Annotated in this window: 14 protein-coding genes; 1 reads left to right on the top strand and 13 read right to left on the bottom strand. The window is 71.0% G+C overall.

Features of this window, described 5'->3' with window-relative positions; genetic code table 11:
• Positions 1-14 precede the first annotated feature (14 nt).
• From AB0C73_RS15305 to AB0C73_RS15245, 13 genes are all read right to left on the bottom strand, one after another.
• A complete protein-coding gene (locus AB0C73_RS15305) occupies positions 15-446 on the bottom strand; it encodes a hypothetical protein (RefSeq protein WP_362529429.1) in 432 nt (143 codons plus the stop codon).
• A gap of 418 nt (positions 447-864) precedes the next feature.
• Positions 865-1413, bottom strand: coding sequence for a hypothetical protein (locus tag AB0C73_RS15300; protein ID WP_362529426.1), 549 nt, complete (start codon positions 1411-1413; stop codon positions 865-867).
• The gene (locus AB0C73_RS15295; RefSeq protein WP_362529423.1) at positions 1410-3488 is read right to left on the bottom strand and encodes a hypothetical protein; all 2079 of its coding nucleotides are present in this window, start codon (positions 3486-3488) and stop codon (positions 1410-1412) included. Before AB0C73_RS15295 ends, AB0C73_RS15300 begins: the two co-directional genes overlap by 4 nt.
• On the bottom strand, positions 3488-3940 hold the full coding sequence (locus AB0C73_RS15290; RefSeq protein WP_362529420.1) for a hypothetical protein: 453 nt from the start codon (positions 3938-3940) through the stop codon (positions 3488-3490). The genes AB0C73_RS15295 and AB0C73_RS15290 overlap by 1 nt, the downstream gene beginning before the upstream one ends.
• 205 nt (positions 3941-4145) lie before the next feature.
• On the bottom strand, positions 4146-5369 hold the full coding sequence (mycP, locus tag AB0C73_RS15285; RefSeq protein ID WP_362529417.1) for a type VII secretion-associated serine protease mycosin: 1224 nt from the start codon (positions 5367-5369) through the stop codon (positions 4146-4148).
• Between the two features lie 19 nt (positions 5370-5388).
• Entirely contained in the window at positions 5389-6930 is a 1542-nt protein-coding gene (locus AB0C73_RS15280) for a hypothetical protein (protein WP_362529414.1), read from the bottom strand.
• 33 nt (positions 6931-6963) lie between these two features.
• The gene (locus AB0C73_RS15275) at positions 6964-7512 is read right to left on the bottom strand and encodes a hypothetical protein (RefSeq protein WP_362529412.1); all 549 of its coding nucleotides are present in this window, start codon (positions 7510-7512) and stop codon (positions 6964-6966) included.
• 122 nt (positions 7513-7634) lie between these two features.
• Complete coding sequence (locus AB0C73_RS15270) at positions 7635-9917, bottom strand: molybdopterin cofactor-binding domain-containing protein (RefSeq protein ID WP_362529409.1); 2283 nt, start codon at positions 9915-9917, stop codon at positions 7635-7637.
• On the bottom strand, positions 9914-11341 hold the full coding sequence (locus AB0C73_RS15265; protein WP_362529406.1) for a 2Fe-2S iron-sulfur cluster-binding protein: 1428 nt from the start codon (positions 11339-11341) through the stop codon (positions 9914-9916). The genes AB0C73_RS15270 and AB0C73_RS15265 overlap by 4 nt, the downstream gene beginning before the upstream one ends.
• On the bottom strand, positions 11338-12225 hold the full coding sequence (locus AB0C73_RS15260) for an FAD binding domain-containing protein (protein ID WP_362529403.1): 888 nt from the start codon (positions 12223-12225) through the stop codon (positions 11338-11340). Before AB0C73_RS15260 ends, AB0C73_RS15265 begins: the two co-directional genes overlap by 4 nt.
• A gap of 298 nt (positions 12226-12523) precedes the next feature.
• Positions 12524-14212, bottom strand: a complete 1689-nt coding sequence (locus AB0C73_RS15255) for a beta-N-acetylhexosaminidase (RefSeq protein WP_362529400.1) — start codon at positions 14210-14212, stop codon at positions 12524-12526.
• Positions 14213-14427: 215 nt separating this feature from the next.
• On the bottom strand, positions 14428-14721 hold the full coding sequence (locus AB0C73_RS15250) for a DUF3039 domain-containing protein (protein WP_362529398.1): 294 nt from the start codon (positions 14719-14721) through the stop codon (positions 14428-14430).
• A gap of 29 nt (positions 14722-14750) precedes the next feature.
• Positions 14751-15311, bottom strand: coding sequence for a YqgE/AlgH family protein (locus tag AB0C73_RS15245; RefSeq protein WP_362529395.1), 561 nt, complete (start codon positions 15309-15311; stop codon positions 14751-14753).
• Between the two features lie 289 nt (positions 15312-15600).
• Here AB0C73_RS15245 and murA point away from each other — a divergent pair, with 289 nt between their 5' ends.
• Positions 15601-16941, top strand: a complete 1341-nt coding sequence (murA, locus tag AB0C73_RS15240; protein ID WP_362529394.1) for a UDP-N-acetylglucosamine 1-carboxyvinyltransferase — start codon at positions 15601-15603, stop codon at positions 16939-16941.
• Positions 16942-17006 lie beyond the last annotated feature (65 nt).

Raw genomic sequence — 17006 nt, 5'->3', positions numbered from 1 at the left:
TCCGCTCCCCGCCCCTACTTGAAGTACTCGCTGATCCTGGACACGGTGAGCGCCGCCGCGATGTCCTCGTCGTCCTTCGCGTGCGCGGCCGCGCTGTGGTCGAGGTGGTTGGAGATGTGCGCGCAGGCGTCGAGGAGCGTGCCGAGCTGGGAGGCCCACGTCTCCTGGACGGTGGTCAGGGCGGCCCCGGTGCGGAAGCCGTTCACCGAGAGGCCGGCCGCGGCGTCGGTGGTGTCCGTACGGGCGTGGTTGCCGTCCTTCACCAGTCGGCCGCGCAGCTGGTAGGCGGCGTGGCCGATGGCTCCGAGGTGGTCCTGCCTGACCTGGAGATCAGCACCCCCGCCACCCCCGCCACCCCCAGGCTCGGCGGACAACCGGTTCAACCGCATGCTCACGCGGCTCGCGGCGGCGCTGCGCGCGGCGGCCCACTCCTCGTCGAACGACACGACTCTCCACCCCAACCGTCGCCTTCGCTGTCGGAGCACCGGACTCTACGCAGGCAGACGGAAGCGGAACGGGAGCCGCGTCAACACGACGCCCGCCCTCCCGCCACCCGCCGGGCAGGGAACGGCGTGCGGGCGCGGGCGGTCATGGGCTCGCTACCCCTGAGGGCGACACCCATACGAGTGCGGCTCCTCCGTCAAGTCACCGTTGCCGCACCGACACGCCCTCGACCAGCTCGGCGACGACGAGCTGATCCTTCCCCGATGTCGGCCCCGAGACCGCCGTACGACAGTGGGAGAGGATCTTCGCGAAATCGTCACCCCGCCGGCCTGGCCGCACACGGAGGGGCCCGGCCCGGAACGACGCCGTGCCCGGACGGGGCGCCGTCCGGGCACGGCGTGCAGTAGGTTGGCGTCCGTATCAGGCCGTGCAGCCCAGCGCTTTCTTCACCGTCGGTACGAAGTCCACGGTGAAGGCCTCAATGTGCCTGCGACGCTCGGCGACGTCACCGCCGGCATCGCCGTCCACGCTCACGTACGTGATCACGTGGTCCGTTCCAGGGCCGGCGCAGTCCGTACTGACCATGGAGTTGGAGTCCCCCAGCGCGCCCAGGCCCGCGAACGGCAGGCCGGTCATTTTCGCCCGGTTGCGGAAGCGGAACTCCTCCGACTCGTCCATGGGGTCGTAGAGCTTGTCGACCCTGTCGACCTGCAGGCCGACGATCAACGCACCGTCGACCCGGATCTCGCACCGTCCCCAGGTCTTCTCCCGGGGCTTGACCAGGGAATCACCGACGACGGTGAGCTTGTCGCCATCGACGAGGAACGGGCTCAGTGCCTTCTCGGTGAGCGCGACCCCGCACACCTGCTTCGGAACGGCGTACTCCCGTCCGCCGCCGCACGCGGCAAGGGACAGCGCAAGGCAGGAGGTGAGGAGGGAAGCCGCTGTGCGGCGCAATACATGCGTCATTGGATGCCTCCCACCCCCTCGGCCTTCTTGTTGCCGTCGTTGGCAGCGCCCTCGATCTGCGAGTAGATGCCGTGGTCCTTGGAGTAGCCCTCGTGCGTCGGGTCCTCCGCCCAGTCCTTGTTCTGCGTGTACCAGAGGTCCGCAAGCCCGCGCAGCTCCTGGCTGCGGTTCTCGTAGGTCTTGGTGTGATCGGCGGTGGCTTGGTCGTTGATCCTGTTCTGTTCGTCCTCGAGCATCTTCGAGGTGATCAGGTCCACTCCGCGCTGAACCGAGTCCATGGCTGGACTCCACGGTGTGATGAGGCCACCGACGATGTGGTACCTCCACGCCTTCTTCCACGAGGCGTCGGCGAGGGCTTCTCCCTTGTCGGCGTTGGTCGCCTGGTACCGGGCTTCCTCCAGGAAACCGATGGTGCGACCGGCGCGGTCGAGGCTGTCCTCGGGATGGGCCTTCTCGGTCAGGATGTCGGCCACGACCGACTGGTGCATGACCTGGGTGAGGGTCTGGTAGTCGTCCCTGTTGCGCGAGATCTGCTTGCTGACCTCCATGAGCTGGCCGGCGTCCAGCTCATGCCGCCCGATCGGATCGCTCATCGCCTCGTGGACCCAGTCGCCGTGGTTGCCCATGGCATACGCCATGCTGTCGCGCAGCTCCGGAGGGAAGTCGTTCTTGCTGCTCGCCAGGATGCCCAGGGAGCGCTTCATGGCCTCGCGCTGCTCCGGTGTGTGCTCCTCGTACTGCGCCCCCGTCTCCAGATCGGTGACGCCCGAAACCGCCGCGAACATGGCCCTGCCGGTCGCCTCCAGGGTCTCGTTCGGGCCGTCCTTCAGCGGAGAGTCGTCGAACGACGGACGGTCCTTCAGCACCCACTGCGCGTTGTCCTGCGGCTCCTTGGCATTGAAGAAGTCCGTAGCCGCGTCGGGGCTGTTGGCGAGGGCCGCCATGAAGCCCGCAATCGGGTCACGGCCGAACTCCGCGTCGCCGATGAAGTTCATCTTCAGAGTCGGTTCCATGAGATAGAACCGGTCGGGGACTTTCATCTTCTTCTCGGTGGCCACGAGCGCGTTGCCATAGGCGTTGAGGAAGCGGTTGTCCCAGTCGCCGGTCCGCATCAGGTTGCTCATCAGCTGGTAGCCGTACGCCTGGCCGCCACGGGTCTCGATGCGCTGGTCGCCGAGCTTCACCATGTCGTTCTCCCAGGTGCGCATGGCGGGGCTGTCGGACTGGGTCGCGCCGGCCAGGACGAAGGACAGGTTCTGCTGGAAGTCGCCGAGGTCCTTCAACCGGGCGCGCTGGAGACCGCCGCCGTCCGAGGGGTCGGACAGATCGGCCCAGAACTCGAGGACGCCGCGGGGGCCGAGTGTGGTGGCCAGCTTCTCCTGGAAGAGCCGGTCGTCCTTGTAGGCGGCAAGGTCCTTGTTGAGCCGGTCGAACTGCTCGGGGGTGAGGTCGTCCCCCTTCTTCTTCAGCAGGTTCGCGATCTCCTCCGCGTCCTTCATGGCCTTCGCGGCGCTGTCCCGGTCGTAGTAGGCGGCGTCGGAGAATCCGTACGGAGTCTGGCTGACCAGCATGGTCAGCGCCTGTGCGGCGGTGGTGTCGCTCTCGGTCGCCTGCGTCAGGATCTTCTGCACCTCGTCACGAAGGGCATTGACGTCGGCCTGGGTGTGCTCCGGCACCTCGTGGCCCTTGGCGGCTCGGTCCGGATGAATGTTCATCGTGACCGTGAAACCGCCGTCACCGGTCCCCACGACGGTCAGGTTCCGTGTCAGTGCCTGCTCGATCGTGTCATTCAACTGCTTTTTGTAGCCGACGAGTTCACCATGGGTGTCCTTGAGGATGTTGGCGATACTCTCGGCCTGGGTGGCGGCGTCAGCGAACTCCTTGGCCGTCTTGCCGACGAACTCCTTGGTGACGGTGGCGTTCACCCCCTCCCAGTTGGCCTTCGCGGCCTTGCCTCCGAGGTCGTCGCGGGCGTCCGTCTCCAGGTCCCGCAGCTTCTTCGCCATGGCCTCCCAGTCACCGGCCGCCGTGCCGAGCTGCGTGAAGACCCCGAACCTGAGGGCGTCGAGATCCATCAGCGCTGCGCCCTCTCCTCGAACCCCTTGTTGAGCTGCTCGAACTTGAACTGTGTGGCGATCACGTACTCGTCGTCCGCGTGGGCCTTCTTGGAGTACTCAAGGTGGTTGGAGATATGACCGCAGGCGTCCAGCAACGTGCTGAGCTGCGTTCCCCACTTCTCGGCCACGGTGCTCAGGGCCGGCCCGAGCGCGAAGTCCTGCCTCATCGCGGTGCCCGCCTCCTCGGTACTGGCCTTGGCGTGGTTGCCGTCGGTGGCCAGCCGCTGATGCAGTTTGAAGGCGGCGTTACCGATGGCGGCGAGGTCCGACTGCTCAACCGTGAGCACGGCCTCGGGATTCGAACCCCCTCCCCCGCCGCCTCCTCCGCCGTCGAGTTGGTTCAGGCGCATGGCCGTCTGGTTCTCAACAGCCGCGGCTTTGAGATGTGCCCACTCGTCATCGAACGACACAAGACCCCCGTGTGATCCTTGAATCCGATGTAAGTGCGATTCACTCTAGCCCCGTACGTGCAACGGCCGGCGGTTTCAGCACCTCTTCCAGCCCCGGCCTTCCAGGGCTCCGTCGTTCCCGCGGTCAGCCCCACCTACGACGGGGCGGCAACGCGCATCGGTGGTCGGCTCGAAGCCGGCAAGTCCGTCATGGCGCAGTCCGGGGTCAGCGTCGGCGTGCCCTCACCAACGGCACGCCAATGGCCGCCCCGAGCAGTACCGCGGCCCCGACTCCGAGACCGATCCAGAGCCCCGCACCACTCCCGCCTTCGACGTCGTCCGCCGGCGGGGCCGGAGCAGGAGCGGGGTTGGTCGTGGTTGGTGCGGCTGAGGGCGAAGCCGAGGCGGTGTGCTCCGACGGCAGGTCCGGGATCGGCCGTACGTCGGCGGGGCCGGGGTCGCCGGGGGTCTTCAGGGCGCGGAGGGGCCGGATGGCGCCGTAGCCGATGTAGTCGTTACGGCCGGCGCCGTCGTTGGGCGCGGCGATGGTGTTGAGCATGACCTTGAGGACCTGGTTGTTGGTCCAGTCGGGGTGCTTGGCCCAGATGAGGGCGGCGGAGGCGGATGCGAGGGCGGTGGCGTCGCTGGTGCCGGTCGACTTGCACAGGCCGGTGCCGCCGCCGCAGGCGTGGACCGTGTCCTTGCCGGGGGCGACGATGTCGACCTGGGGTCCGTACTGGGAGTTCTTGACCCGGGTCAGCTTCTGGTCGATGGCACCGACACCGACGACGCCGGGGGTGGCCGCCGGGTATTCGGGTCTGTTGCCCGTCTCGGCGTCGTTGCCGGTTGCGGCGAAGACCAGGGCTCCCTTGTCGTGCGCGTACTTCACGGCGTCTGCAAGTTCTTGCGAACCCATGTCTGCGCCCAAGGAGATGTTGATGACCTTTGCCCTGGCGTCGGCGGCGTACCGGATCGCCGGAGGCACGTTGCGGTTGAACTGCTCGTCGCCGTCCTTCTGGCTGAGTTTGCCTGCGTCGAGCCCTGTGACCCGGACCGGCAGAACACGAGCCCCGGGCGCCAGCCCGAAGGCTCCGTTCCCTCCCTCGCGGGCCCCGGTTCCTGCGATGAGGCCAGCCATCCCGGTCCCGTGTCCGGTGTAATCGGTGAACTCGTCGCCCGGTCGATCGGTCGCGAAATCCTTCCCGTCGAGCACTTGGCCCCTGAGGTCAGGATTGTTCTTGTCGACACCGGAGTCGATCACCGCGACCGTGACGCCCTCCCCCTTGCTGATCCGCCAGATCTCGTCCGCGTGCATGATGTCGAGGTGCCACTGCTGCGCACGGATGCTCTCGGCGTTGGCGGGCACGGTCGCGATGCCCACCAGCAGCATGCCCAGGCCGGCCGCGGCGACGTTCCAGACACGGCTCCGTCGAATACTGCTGGTACGCATCTCTGCTTCCTCGCGCCAATCAGTCGATGACGGGCGGCGCCGTACGGCGGTCGCCCTGCTGCCAGGTCTCTTCGTCCTCGACAAGGTAGTCGGGGCGCTCGCTCCGCTTCTCCTCACGCTGGTCCGGGGCGGTTGCGGAGCCGCCGCGGCCCACCGGTCCCGTACCCTGCGCGCCGTCGCGCACGAGCCCCGAGCCGCCGGGCGTGTACGGGCGCGCGCTCGCGGCACCGGGGCGCTGCGCCCGGCCGCCGATGACCCTTCCGGGCTCGGAGGCCAGCCGACGGCCGCCGGTGACACCGCTCTGGCCGCCGGCCCCACCCATGGGACCGGTTGTTGCGGGACCGGCCATGGGACTACGGCCAGCGCCGTTGCCGGTGCGGCCGGTGGTGGGTTCGTTGCCGATCACCGTGCTCCGCGGAATCCCCGTGGCGGTCCGGCCGGGGTTGTTCGGCACGGCGCGGCCGCCCGTGATGCCCTCGCGGGGCATCTGCGGCAGCGAGCCCGTCGTGGGGTTGGGGACGCCTCGCACACCCGGGACAAGGGGCAACTTGGTGCCGCTGACGGGCGGAACCGGTCCAGGGCCCGTCTTGCCCACCGTGGGCGGCAAGGCCGTCGGGCCAGGCGGGAGCACGAGCGGCGGTGTCATAGGGGTGACCGGCGGCTGCCCTGCAGTGGGCGGAGAGCCCGTGGTCGTCGGAGGTGTACCAGTCATGGCCGGTGGCAGCGTGTTCACGCTGTCGATCCCCAGGTCGACGGGGGCCTCGGGGCGGACTGTCCGGACCGGTCCGCCGGTGTCAGGCGTCGGCCGGACGAGTTGAGTGTCGGGAAAGAACCGAGCGTCCGGCTCCGTACGCGTCGTACTCGTTCCGACATCCGTGCCGGCCGTACGGCCCTCGCTGTGGGGCGTGGATCCGAGGTAGGAGGAATCGTCCCGGCCGTCGGCGGTCTTCGGCACAAAGTCCGTCGGCGGCGGCTGGAACGACGGCATCAGGAAGCTCGTCATCTGCTGGCTCGACCACTGGTATGTCGCCGAAAGCCGCTCCATCTCCGCCGCCGCGGCCTGCCGGTTGGCGTCCTCCTTCGCCTTGATCGCGGCCGCGTCGGCGCCCTCCGGCGCCATCTGGTTGCGGGCGTTGCGCGCGATCGTCTGGGCGTCGGGGTCGTTGTGGTACGTCCGCGCCGCGTCCAGGTTCTCCTTGGCCTGCGCGTTCGAGGTATAGCGCGGGATCGAGCTCTGGGCGGCGGCAATGGCGTCAGCAGCCTCGACGAGCCAGGTCGACGAGTGTTCGCTGTAGTCGGCGAGGCTGTGGGTCGTGCTCGCCAGACTGGCGGTCCATTCCTTGAACGCGTCCGCCGTCTTGCTGTCCCACTTCACGTGGCCGGGCCGCTTCTGCAGTTCCGTCGCGATCTTGCGCATCTTCGCCGCAGCCTTCGTGAGGCGGTCGCTCGCGTCCCGTACGTAGAAACTGCTGGCCTCGTTCAGCCAGTTCAACATCTGCTCGTGCGACATGGAACGGAAGTCGGTCCCCCCACCGCCCCCGCCGCCCTCGTTCAGCTCCATCGAGAGTCACCCCTTCCCCGTGTCCTGTGGCCGCTAGCCGAGGCCTGCCGCGCCACCGTCGGCAGTCTCGGTGCGCTGCGGCTCAGCCGGAGTCGGCTGCGTCGCCTGCGGCTGCGGGGCCGGCACCCCGGTGGCGTCCGGCTTGCCGGAAGGCGTCGTGTCGTAACCGGCCTTCGAGTCGGCCTCGGTCTTGGCGTCCGCCATCCGCTGAGTGATCGCCAGCATCTTGGCCCGGATATCCTCGTCTGTCTCTTCCATGCCGTTCTTGGAGATGCCGACGGCGATACCCAGGCCCTCAAGGCAGTCGGACAGCAGACCGGACAACCTGGTCAGTTCCGCGAGCACGCTCTTGTACGACGAGAAGATCTCATGCGCCTCGATCCACGCGGCGCCTCCCCCGCCGAACTGGCCACGGACCACCTGGTCCGAGCTCATGTTCTTCGGAGCGGCCGGAGAGGCCAGGAGATCGGCGATCAGCTCGTCGACCCCCTTCTTGAACTCCATCATCGACTCGGAGTTGTAGAGCAAGGCCTCCCTGCTCATGCCACCGTAGGCGCCCGCCCCGTCCACATAGGCTTCCATGCCTGGCGCTCCTCCCCCGTACACCCGTAACTCCTGGCTAACACCCGGGAATTCACTGTAACCAGGACGACGAGCGAAACACATCCACAGGTTGCGCCCCCTCGCCGCGCGTCAAAAACCCGTCAGGCCGTCACCACCGCCGCCTGGGGGCGGATCGGCAGGCGGTTGACCGGGCGGCCCGTGGCCGCGCGGACGGCGGAGGCGACGGCGGCCGGGGAGGTGACGACGGGGATCGCGCTGGCGGGTTTGGCGCCGAAGGGGGCCACCACGTCGCGTTCCTCGACGAGCTTCACGATGCGGATGTCGGGGGCGTCCAGGGCGGTGGGGAGGGCGTAGCCCGTCAGGTCGGGGCGGCGGACCAGGCCGCGGGAGGTGCGGAGGTTCTCGGTGAGGGCGGCGCCGACGCCCTGGGTGACGCCGGCCTCGATGCGGGTGGTGAGCTGGGCCGGGTTGAGGATGCGGCCGACGTCCTGGGCGACGGCCATCTCCACGACCCGGATCGCGCCCAGTTCCACGTCCACGTCCACGACCGCGCGGATCGCGCAGAAGGCGAGGCCGACGAAGGCGTCGCCCTGGCCGGACTCGTCGAGGGGCTCGGTGGGGTGGGGGCGGCACTGGGCGGTGGCCCAGAGTTCCTTGCCGTCCATCGCCTCGGCGACCGTCGTCGACAGGACGCCGTCGTACGAGGTGATCTTGCCGTCGGTGATCTGGAGCAGCTCGGCCGACATGCCGAACTTGTGGGCCAGCGGCTGGAGGAGCTGGGTGCGGACCATCTTCGCCGCGCGTTCGACGGCGCCGCCCGAGACCCAGGTGTGCCGGCCGTGCGTCGCCGGGCCGGCCGGCGGCTGGTCGGTGTCGACCGGGGCCACGTGCACCTCGTCGACGCCCAGGGTCTCCTGCACGATCTGGCGGGCCAGCGTCGAGAAGCCCGAGCCCGTGTCCACGGCCGCGCAGATGACCGTGGCCACGCCGTCCTGGACCCGTACCGTCGCCGTCGACACCTCGTCCGTGCCCTCGGCGCCCAGCATGTGCACCATGCCGATCGCGTAGCCGACCCCGCGCCGCACCGCGCCCGGCTCGCCCGCGCCGTCCGGGCCGCCGGGCAGCAGCCAGTCCTCCTCCGGGGAGTCCATGGGGAGGGAGGGCAGCGGGAAGTCCCGTACGGCGGCGAGGAGTTCGGCCACCGGAGCCGGGCAGGTCACCGTCTGGCCGGTGGGCAGGATGTCGCCCGTCGCCAGGACGTTGCGCATCCGCAGTTCCGCCGGGTCCAGGCCCAGTTTCGCGGCCAGCTTGTCCATCTGCGCCTCGTACGCCGCGCACACCTGCATCGCGCCCTCGCCCCGCACATGGCCGGACGGCGGGTTGTTGGTGCGCATCGCCCAGCCCTCGACGAAGGCGTGCGGCACGACGTACGGACCGCAGGCGAAGGAGACGGCGGCGGCGAGCGACTCCGACGACGAGTCCGCGTAGGCCCCCGCGTCGAGCAGGATCTGCGCCTCCACCTTCACAAGCCGGCCCTCGGCGTCCGCGTGGTGGCGGTAGCGCAGCAGGGTGGGGTGCCGGTGGGCGTGGCCGAGGAAGGACTCCTCGCGGGTCGCGGTGAGCTTCACCGGGCAGCCGGTGCGCAGCGCGAGCAGGCCGAGCGGGATCTGGAAGCCCGGGTCCTCGCGGTCGCCGGTCGCCCCGGGCACGCCGGTGACCACCACCTTGACCTGCTCGGGCGCGAGACCGAAACAGGCCGCGGCCAGGTCCCGGTCGGTGTGCGGATCGGTCGACGCCGTGTAGATCTCCACGCCGCCGTCCGGGCGCGGTACGGCGAGCCCGGCCTCGGCGCCGATCGGCGCGGTGTCCTGCCGGCCGATCCGGTACAGGCCCTCGACGACGATCTCGCCGGCCGCCTCCGCGTCGCCGAAGCGCAGCGGAATGTGCCGGATCAGGTTCCCGTCGGGGTGCAGCGGCGGCGCGGCGAAGGCCTTCTCCGGGTCGGTGACCGGGTCGAGCACCTCGTACTGGACCGCGATGGCGGCCGCCGCGAGGCGTGCCGTGTCCGGGTGGTCGGCGGCCACGGCCGCGATCGCCTCGCCGTGGTGGCGGACCAGATCGGACGCGAAGACCGGCCGGTCGGCGACCTTCCGGCCGTACGTCGCCGCCCCGGGCACGTCGGCGTGGGTGACCACGGCCCGTACCCCGGGCATCTCGGCCGCCGCCGACGTGTCGATCGACACGATCCGGGCGTGCGGGTGCGGGGAACGCAGGATCGCCGCCCACAGCAGGCCCTCGGCCCACAGATCGGCGGCGTACGGGAACGTGCCCTCGGTCTTCGCCCGCGCGTCGGCCTGCGGGAGCGAGACGCCGAGACCCAGGCCGAGGCCCTCGGGCTCCGTGGTCGCCGGGTCGCTGCTCACGCCATGCCTCCGTCGTGCGGGTGGGGGATCTGGTGCGGGATACGGGCGGCGGCATCGGCGTCCGCGCCGAAGGCGCCGCCCTCGCCACCGGCCGCCGGGTGCTCGCCGCCGGCGGGGGCCGCGCCGCGCCCGGCGGCGATCTCCCGTACGGCGTCCAGGACGCCCCGGTAGCCGGAGCAGCGGCACAGATTGCCGCACAGCGCCTGCCGGGTCTCGAGCTCGGTCGGCGCGTGGTTGCCTTCGAGCAGGTCGTGCACGGTCATGGCCATGCCGGGGATGCAGAAGCCGCACTGCACGCCGCACTTGGCCAGGGCCCGCTGCACGTCGGACGGCTCGCCGTCCACCGCCAGGCCCTCGACCGTGCGCACCTCGGAACCCGCCGCCGTCGCCGCGGGCACCAGACAGGAGGCGACGAGCCGGCCGTCCACCTGCACGTTGCACGCGCCGCACTCGCCCTGCGAGCAGCCGTCCTTGGCCCCGGCGAGCCCGAGCCGCTCGCGCAGCACGTACAGCAGCGACTCGCCGATCCAGGACTCGGTCACCGGCCGGTCCGCCCCGTTCACGCGCAGCGTGTAGGAGGTGGTGGGGTGCTCGTCGCTGTCCACCGACATGCCGGTGGGCACGGGGGCGACCGGGGGCAGCAGGTCTTCCCGCGGCTGCGCCTGTGCCGGTACGAGCTCGGCTTCCGGCTCGGTTACGGGGTCGTCGGCTTCCGCCTGCCCTGCGAACTCGGGTTCCGGCCGTTCCGGCTGTTCCGGCTGCGGATCCGGCTGCGGCTCCGGCTCCGGTACAAGGTCGGGTACGGGCTCCGCCATCGCCTCGGGCGCCTGCCGCGGCTCCGGCTCGGGCTCCCTGAACGCGTCCGCCCACGGTGCCGGCGCCCCGCCCGGCAGGGTCGCGGACGCGCTGCTCGCGTACTGCGAGAGGCTGGAGGCCGTGTACTCGCCCGAGTCGTCCAGGGCCTCCGCCCCGTCCTCGATCGTCGGGATGGTCCACTGACCGGTGGCCCCGGGGTCGGGCGCTGCGTCGTACCCGGCGGCGGCGTACCCGGCCGCCCCGCCCTCGTACCTCTGCTGAGCCTCGTAACCCCGCTCGCCCTCGTAACCCTGCTCGGCTTCGTAACCGTCGCCGGTCTCGTACCCGCCACCGGTCTCGTAACCGATCGGCTCCGCCGGGACCGGCGGCTGCACGGCCCATGTGCCCGTGGCCGACGGGTCGGTGGCCGCGGCGGGGGTGAGCGGGACGATCATCGGCGGCGGCACATAGCCGTGGCCGGGGGCCGCCAGCGGCGTGCCCTCCAGCATGAACTCGGGCGGCAGCTGGACGAAGGCGGTGGCGTCGCCGTCGTAGCCCTCGCTCTGCGGGATCGGCTCCCAGCCGCCCGTCCCCCGGTTCCCCGGGTTCCCCTGTGCCTCGTCGCTCACGACAGCGCCCTCCCCAGTGCCCGTCGGGCCAGCGCGGCGACCGTGCGCCGCAGGTGCAGTACGGCCGGGGGCAACTGCTCGTCGCCCTGCGGGTCCGGAATGCACGCGGCGGCGACGTACTCGCCGAACGCCGTCAGCGCCTCCGGGGCCAGGCCCCGCTCACCGTCCCAGTCCACCAGCGAGGCGATCCACTGCTCGGCCTCCAGCGGCCGCAGCGGCATCGGCGCGATCGCGCCGACCGCGCAGCGCACCCCGCGGCGGGCCGGGTCGAGGACGACGGCGACGGAGGCGGCGGCGCGGGCCGGGCCGGTGCGGCCGGTGGCCTTGAGGAAGACCTGGGGCGCGTGCAGCAGCGGCACGCGCACGAAGGCCACCAGCTCGCCCGGGGCCAGCAGGTCGCGGCCGGCGAGGAGGTGACTGACGGGCAGCTCGCGGGTGCCGAGTGGGCCGACGACGACCAGCTCGGCCTCCAGGGCGGCGAGCACCGGCAGGGAGTCGCCGGTGGGCGCGGCGGAGACGATGTTGCCGCCGAGGGTGCCGGCGTTGCGGATCTGCGGGGGGCCCGCGACGCGCGAGGCGGCGGCCAGGGCGGGAATGAGGGCCGCGAAGTCCGGGCGGCCCATCCGGGCGTGGGTGAGGCCGGCGCCGAGCAGAGCGTGGCCGTCCTGGTACTGCCAGCCGCGGATCTCGTTGATCCGGCTCAGTCCGACCAGGCCGGCGGGGCGCAGCTGTCCTCGGTTGACGGCGGCCATCAGGTCGGTGCCGCCGGCCACGGGAACGGCGGCCGGCATGGCCGTCAGCGCCGCCACGGCCTCGTCCAGCGAGGCGGGCAGCGTCACGGACTGCGCTGCCCGTGATGCCGTCTGTGGTGCGTGCGTGGTCAACCCGCTGCCCCTTCCCGGTGTCCCGGTGATCCCCGACCTGCCCCGGCTGTCACGCCTGTGTGGCCGTACCGTACGTGCTCACAGCCTGGACGTGGCAACTCTGGCACATCTTCCGAGCCGTACGTCGCGAGGGTCCGCGAAGGACCGTTCCGCCAGAGGGGGCTGGGTCATCCCAGGACCGACAGTAACCTCCCTTTTGAGGCTCTTGGGTGACACCGGGGCGATAGGTGCCTCACACGCCACTGCTCTGCCGCTCCCCGCCGCTCCCCGCCGCTCCCCCGCCCCGTGTGCTCGTGCCTCACACGATCGGGGGTGCCCCGTCGATGGGACGGCCCGCGACCCCGGGGCGGCGCTGCCAGGGGTGGGGGCCGGCGGGCGGACGGTAGGCGACGCCGAGGGCGTCGAGCCTCGGGTAGTGGGCGCTCATCCGGCGCTCGAATCCGGCTTGATCACGTTCCTCGGGGGCGGGCAGCCGGGACCAGGCGACCTCGGCGAAGGCGGCGAGCCGGGGGTAGGTCTGGTAGTCGACGCGGTCCCGGTTCTCCATCACCTCGGTCCACACGTTGGCCTGGGTGCCCAGGACGTGGGCGGCGGCCTCGGGGGCGAGGCCGGGCGGGACGGGCTCGAAGCGGTACACGTCGGCGAGGGTGCGCACGTACCCGATGGGCATCGGCTCGTCCTTCCCCGGCGCCTGACGGTGGTCCAGGTAGACCTGCTGCTCCGGGCACATCACCACGTCGTGGCCGGCCTCGGCGGCGGTGATCCCGCCCGCGTAGCCGCGCCAGGAGGAGACCGCCGCCCCTTCGGCGAGGCCGCCCTCCAGGATCTCGTCCCAGCCGATGAGGCGGCGGCCGCGGGCGGCGAGCCAGCGGTCGAAGTGGCGCACGAACCAGGACTGCAGCCCGTCCTCGTCGCCGACGCCGAGCTCCTTGATCCGCGCCTGGGCGGTGGGCGAGACCTTCCACTGGTCCTTGGGGCACTCGTCGCCGCCGATGTGGACGAACGGCGAGACCTCGGCGGGGAAGAGGTCGAGGACCTCCTCGAAGACGCCCTCGTAGAAGCGGAGGGTGTTGTCGGTGGGGGCGAGTACGTTCGGACTGACCCCCCAGGTGTCCCAGACGGAGAGGGCGGTGGTGTCGATGACGTCGGTGTTGCCCAGTTCGGGGTACGCGGCGATGGCGGCCTGCGAGTGGCCGGGGACGTCGATCTCGGGGACGACCGAGATATGCCGGTCGGCGGCGTAGCCGACGATCTCGCGGATGTCGTCCTGCGTGTAGTACCCGCCGTGCGGGGTCTCGTTCCACAGCGGCGACGCCCGGTGCCCCCACTTGCTCCGCGCCCGCCACGCGCCGGCCTCGGTGAGGCGGGGGTGGCGCTTGATCTCGATGCGCCAGCCCTGGTCGTCGGTGAGGTGGAGGTGGAGGACGTTCAGCTTGTGCGCGGCCATCAGGTCGAGCTGGCGCAGGACGTCGTCCTTGGGCATGAAGTGGCGGGCGACGTCGAGCATGAGGCCGCGCCAGGGGAAGCGGGGTGCGTCCTCGATGCCCACCATGGGCAGGCCCCGAATGAGCTCGGGGTGCGTGGGCGCCTTGCGGAAGGCCGCCGGGCCGAGCAGCTGCCGCAGGGTCTGGGCTCCCCAGAACACACCGGCGGGACCGCCGCCGGTGATCTCGACGTACTGGTCCGGGACGACCTGGAGCCGGTACGCCTCGGGGCCGAGGGTGGCGTCGACGCGCAGCCGGACGCTGTTGCGCTCGTCCCGGCCGCCCGCGTCCCGCAGGGGGATCCGGAAGGCCGCGCCGAGCGTCGCGCGCAGCCAGCGCTCGGTGGTCTCCGTGCCGGGGGCGGCGTCCAGGACCGTGCGCCCGTCGAGGGCGAAGCCGCAGCGGCGCGGTCCCTCGACGCGTACGGGAGCGGGGACGAGCCCCAGTTCCGGGTACGGGTCGGGTCCCGAGGTCTCGCGCGTCCCGGAGGTCTCGTACGTCATCGCGTCAGTCCTCGGTGCAGGTGTTGCGGCATACGCAACACGCGTTTCGCACTACACAACACGCGGGAGGCTAGGGGCGGACCGGCAACCGCGACAAGGGGTACCGACCCGTACGACGCCGTACGACGAGAACGGCCCCCGGCGCACGCACCACGAAGTGATACGCGCGCCGGGGGCCGTCCCCGACTGCCGAGGGCTGCGTGCCCGGCCGAGGACTACTTGCCGTCCTTGCCGCCCTTGCCCTTGTCCTTGTCGCCGCCCGATCCCATGGACTCGTAGATCTCCTTGCACATGGGGCACACCGGGTACTTCTTGGGGTCGCGCCCCGGTACCCAGACCTTGCCGCACAGTGCCACCACGGGAGTGCCGTCGAGGGCACTCGCCATGATCTTGTCCTTCTGGACGTAGTGGGCGTAGCGCTCGTGGTCGCCGTCACCGTGGGACACCTGCGGCGTCGGCTCGACGAGGGTTCCCGTACCTGCCCCGCGCTCGGGCTCGAGAGTGCTCATGGGACCCAAGGGTACTGAAAACCGCCGGGTCAGTTCAGCGAAGGGTCGTCCGGGTACGTCGCCACCATCGCGAGCTCGCCGCGCTGGCGGCGCAGGACCTGGCGCCAGAGGGTCTCGGGGCGCGGGGAGGAGACGTCGCCGGGCTCGGACTCGACGACGTACCAGGCGCCGTCGCGCAGTTCGGCCTCCAGCTGGCCGGGGCCCCAGCCCGCGTAACCCGCGAAGATCCGCAGGGCGCCGATGGCGGGGCCGAGGAGTTCGGGCGGGGTCTCCAGGTCGACCAGGCCGATCGCGCCGTACACCCGCCGCCAGCCCAGCGGACCCTCGTCGCCGGGGATGACGGCGATGCCGAGGGCGGCGTCGAGGGAGACGGGTCCGCCCTGGAAGACGACGCCGGGTTCGCCGGCCAGCGCGGCCCAGGGGGCGAGGATGTCGCCGACCGTCACCGGGGTCGGGCGGTTCAGGACCACGCCGAGGGAGCCCTCGTCGTCGTGGTCGAGCAGGAGGACCACCGCGCGGTCGAAATTGGGGTCCGCCAGCGCGGGGGTGGCGACGAGCAGCCGGCCTGTGAGCGAGGACACCTCGGTCATGCGACACATGATTCCGCACTTTCGGCGTTCGCGGGGGTTGTCCGGACGGGTCCGGGGTAGGCGGGCGCCATCGCAGGTCAGCCCGGAACCGGCGCGGGCGCGAGAAGGAGGAACGGGAAGAAGCGGACGGTGACACTCCGCAAGATCACGGGGACGGAGGGTGTTGTGCCGAATTCATTACGTTCGAGGGGCCCCCTGACCCATACAAGTGGGGTGTCCTTGCCCCTTACCCTTTTCCCTGGCCCCCACCCGACGGCCACCCCGACCGACGATCCGGAACGCGAGATTCATGACCGGCACAGACGATGTCCTGCTTGTCCACGGCGGAACCCCGCTGGAGGGCGAGATCCGCGTCCGCGGCGCGAAGAACCTCGTGCCCAAGGCGATGGTCGCCGCCCTGCTCGGCAGCGAGCCGAGCCGCCTGCGCAACGTGCCCGACATCCGCGACGTGCGCGTGGTCCGCGGACTGCTCCAGCTGCACGGTGTGACGGTCCGTCCCGGCGAGGAGCCGGGCGAGCTGATCCTCGACCCGACGCACGTCGAGTCCGCCAACGTGGCTGACATCGATGCCCACGCCGGTTCCTCCCGGATCCCGATCCTCTTCTGCGGCCCGCTGCTGCACCGTCTCGGCCACGCCTTCATCCCGGGCCTGGGCGGCTGCGACATCGGCGGCCGGCCGATCGACTTCCACTTCGACGTGCTCCGCAAGTTCGGCGCGACGATCGAGAAGCGGGCCGACGGGCAGTACCTGGAGGCCCCGCAGCGTCTGCGCGGCACCAAGATCGCCCTCCCGTACCCCTCCGTCGGCGCGACCGAGCAGGTGCTGCTCACCGCGGTCCTCGCGGAGGGCGTCACCGAGCTGTCCAACGCGGCGGTGGAGCCGGAGATCGAGGACCTCATCTGCGTGCTGCAGAAGATGGGCGCGATCATCGCCATCGACACCGACCGCACCATCCGCATCACCGGTGTCGACAAGCTCGGCGGCTACAACCACCACGCCCTCGCCGACCGCCTGGAGGCGGCGTCCTGGGCGTCGGCGGCGCTGGCCACCGAGGGCGACATCTACGTGCGCGGCGCGCAGCAGCGCTCGATGATGACCTTCCTCAACACGTACCGGAAGGTCGGCGGCGCCTTCGAGATCGACGACGAGGGCATCCGCTTCTGGCACCCGGGAGGCTCGCTCAACGCGATCGCCCTGGAGACGGACGTGCACCCCGGCTTCCAGACCGACTGGCAGCAGCCGCTGGTCGTGGCCCTGACGCAGGCCTCCGGCCTGTCCATCGTGCACGAGACGGTGTACGAGTCGCGGCTCGGCTTCACCTCGGCGCTGAACCAGATGGGCGCCCACATCCAGCTGTACCGCGAGTGCCTGGGCGGCTCGGACTGCCGCTTCGGCCAGCGCAACTTCCTGCACTCGGCGGTCGTCAGCGGCCCGACCAAGCTGCAGGGCGCGGACCTGGTCATCCCGGACCTGCGCGGCGGCTTCTCGTACCTGATCGCGGCGCTGGCGGCGCAGGGCACGAGCCGCGTCCACGGCATCGACCTGATCAACCGCGGCTACGAGAACTTCATGGACAAGCTGGTGGAGCTGGGCGCGAAGGTCGAGCTGCCGGGCAGCGCGCTCGTCTAGCAACCCGTCGGGGGGCCGTACTGTCGGCCCCCCAAGCCCGCCAGGGGCCCGAACGGGCCAGATCG

This window comes from Streptomyces sp. NPDC048623, from assembly GCF_040650755.1.
Taxonomy (GTDB): Bacteria; Actinomycetota; Actinomycetes; order Streptomycetales; family Streptomycetaceae; genus Streptomyces.
This window is presented reverse-complemented; position numbering and strand designations above follow the sequence as displayed.

Excerpts from the sequence above, each read along its gene's own strand:
- AB0C73_RS15300 (WP_362529426.1), bottom strand. The coding sequence starts at position 1,413 with ATGACGCATGTATTGCGCCGCACAGCGGCTTCCCTCCTCACCTCCTGC.
- AB0C73_RS15295 (WP_362529423.1), bottom strand. The coding sequence starts at position 3,488 with ATGGATCTCGACGCCCTCAGGTTCGGGGTCTTCACGCAGCTCGGCACG.
- mycP (WP_362529417.1), bottom strand. The coding sequence starts at position 5,369 with ATGCGTACCAGCAGTATTCGACGGAGCCGTGTCTGGAACGTCGCCGCG.
- AB0C73_RS15280 (WP_362529414.1), bottom strand. The coding sequence starts at position 6,930 with ATGGAGCTGAACGAGGGCGGCGGGGGCGGTGGGGGGACCGACTTCCGT.
- AB0C73_RS15275 (WP_362529412.1), bottom strand. The coding sequence starts at position 7,512 with ATGGAAGCCTATGTGGACGGGGCGGGCGCCTACGGTGGCATGAGCAGG.
- AB0C73_RS15255 (WP_362529400.1), bottom strand. The coding sequence starts at position 14,212 with ATGACGTACGAGACCTCCGGGACGCGCGAGACCTCGGGACCCGACCCG.
- AB0C73_RS15250 (WP_362529398.1), bottom strand. The coding sequence starts at position 14,721 with ATGAGCACTCTCGAGCCCGAGCGCGGGGCAGGTACGGGAACCCTCGTC.
- AB0C73_RS15245 (WP_362529395.1), bottom strand. The coding sequence starts at position 15,311 with ATGACCGAGGTGTCCTCGCTCACAGGCCGGCTGCTCGTCGCCACCCCC.
- murA (WP_362529394.1), top strand. The coding sequence starts at position 15,601 with ATGACCGGCACAGACGATGTCCTGCTTGTCCACGGCGGAACCCCGCTG.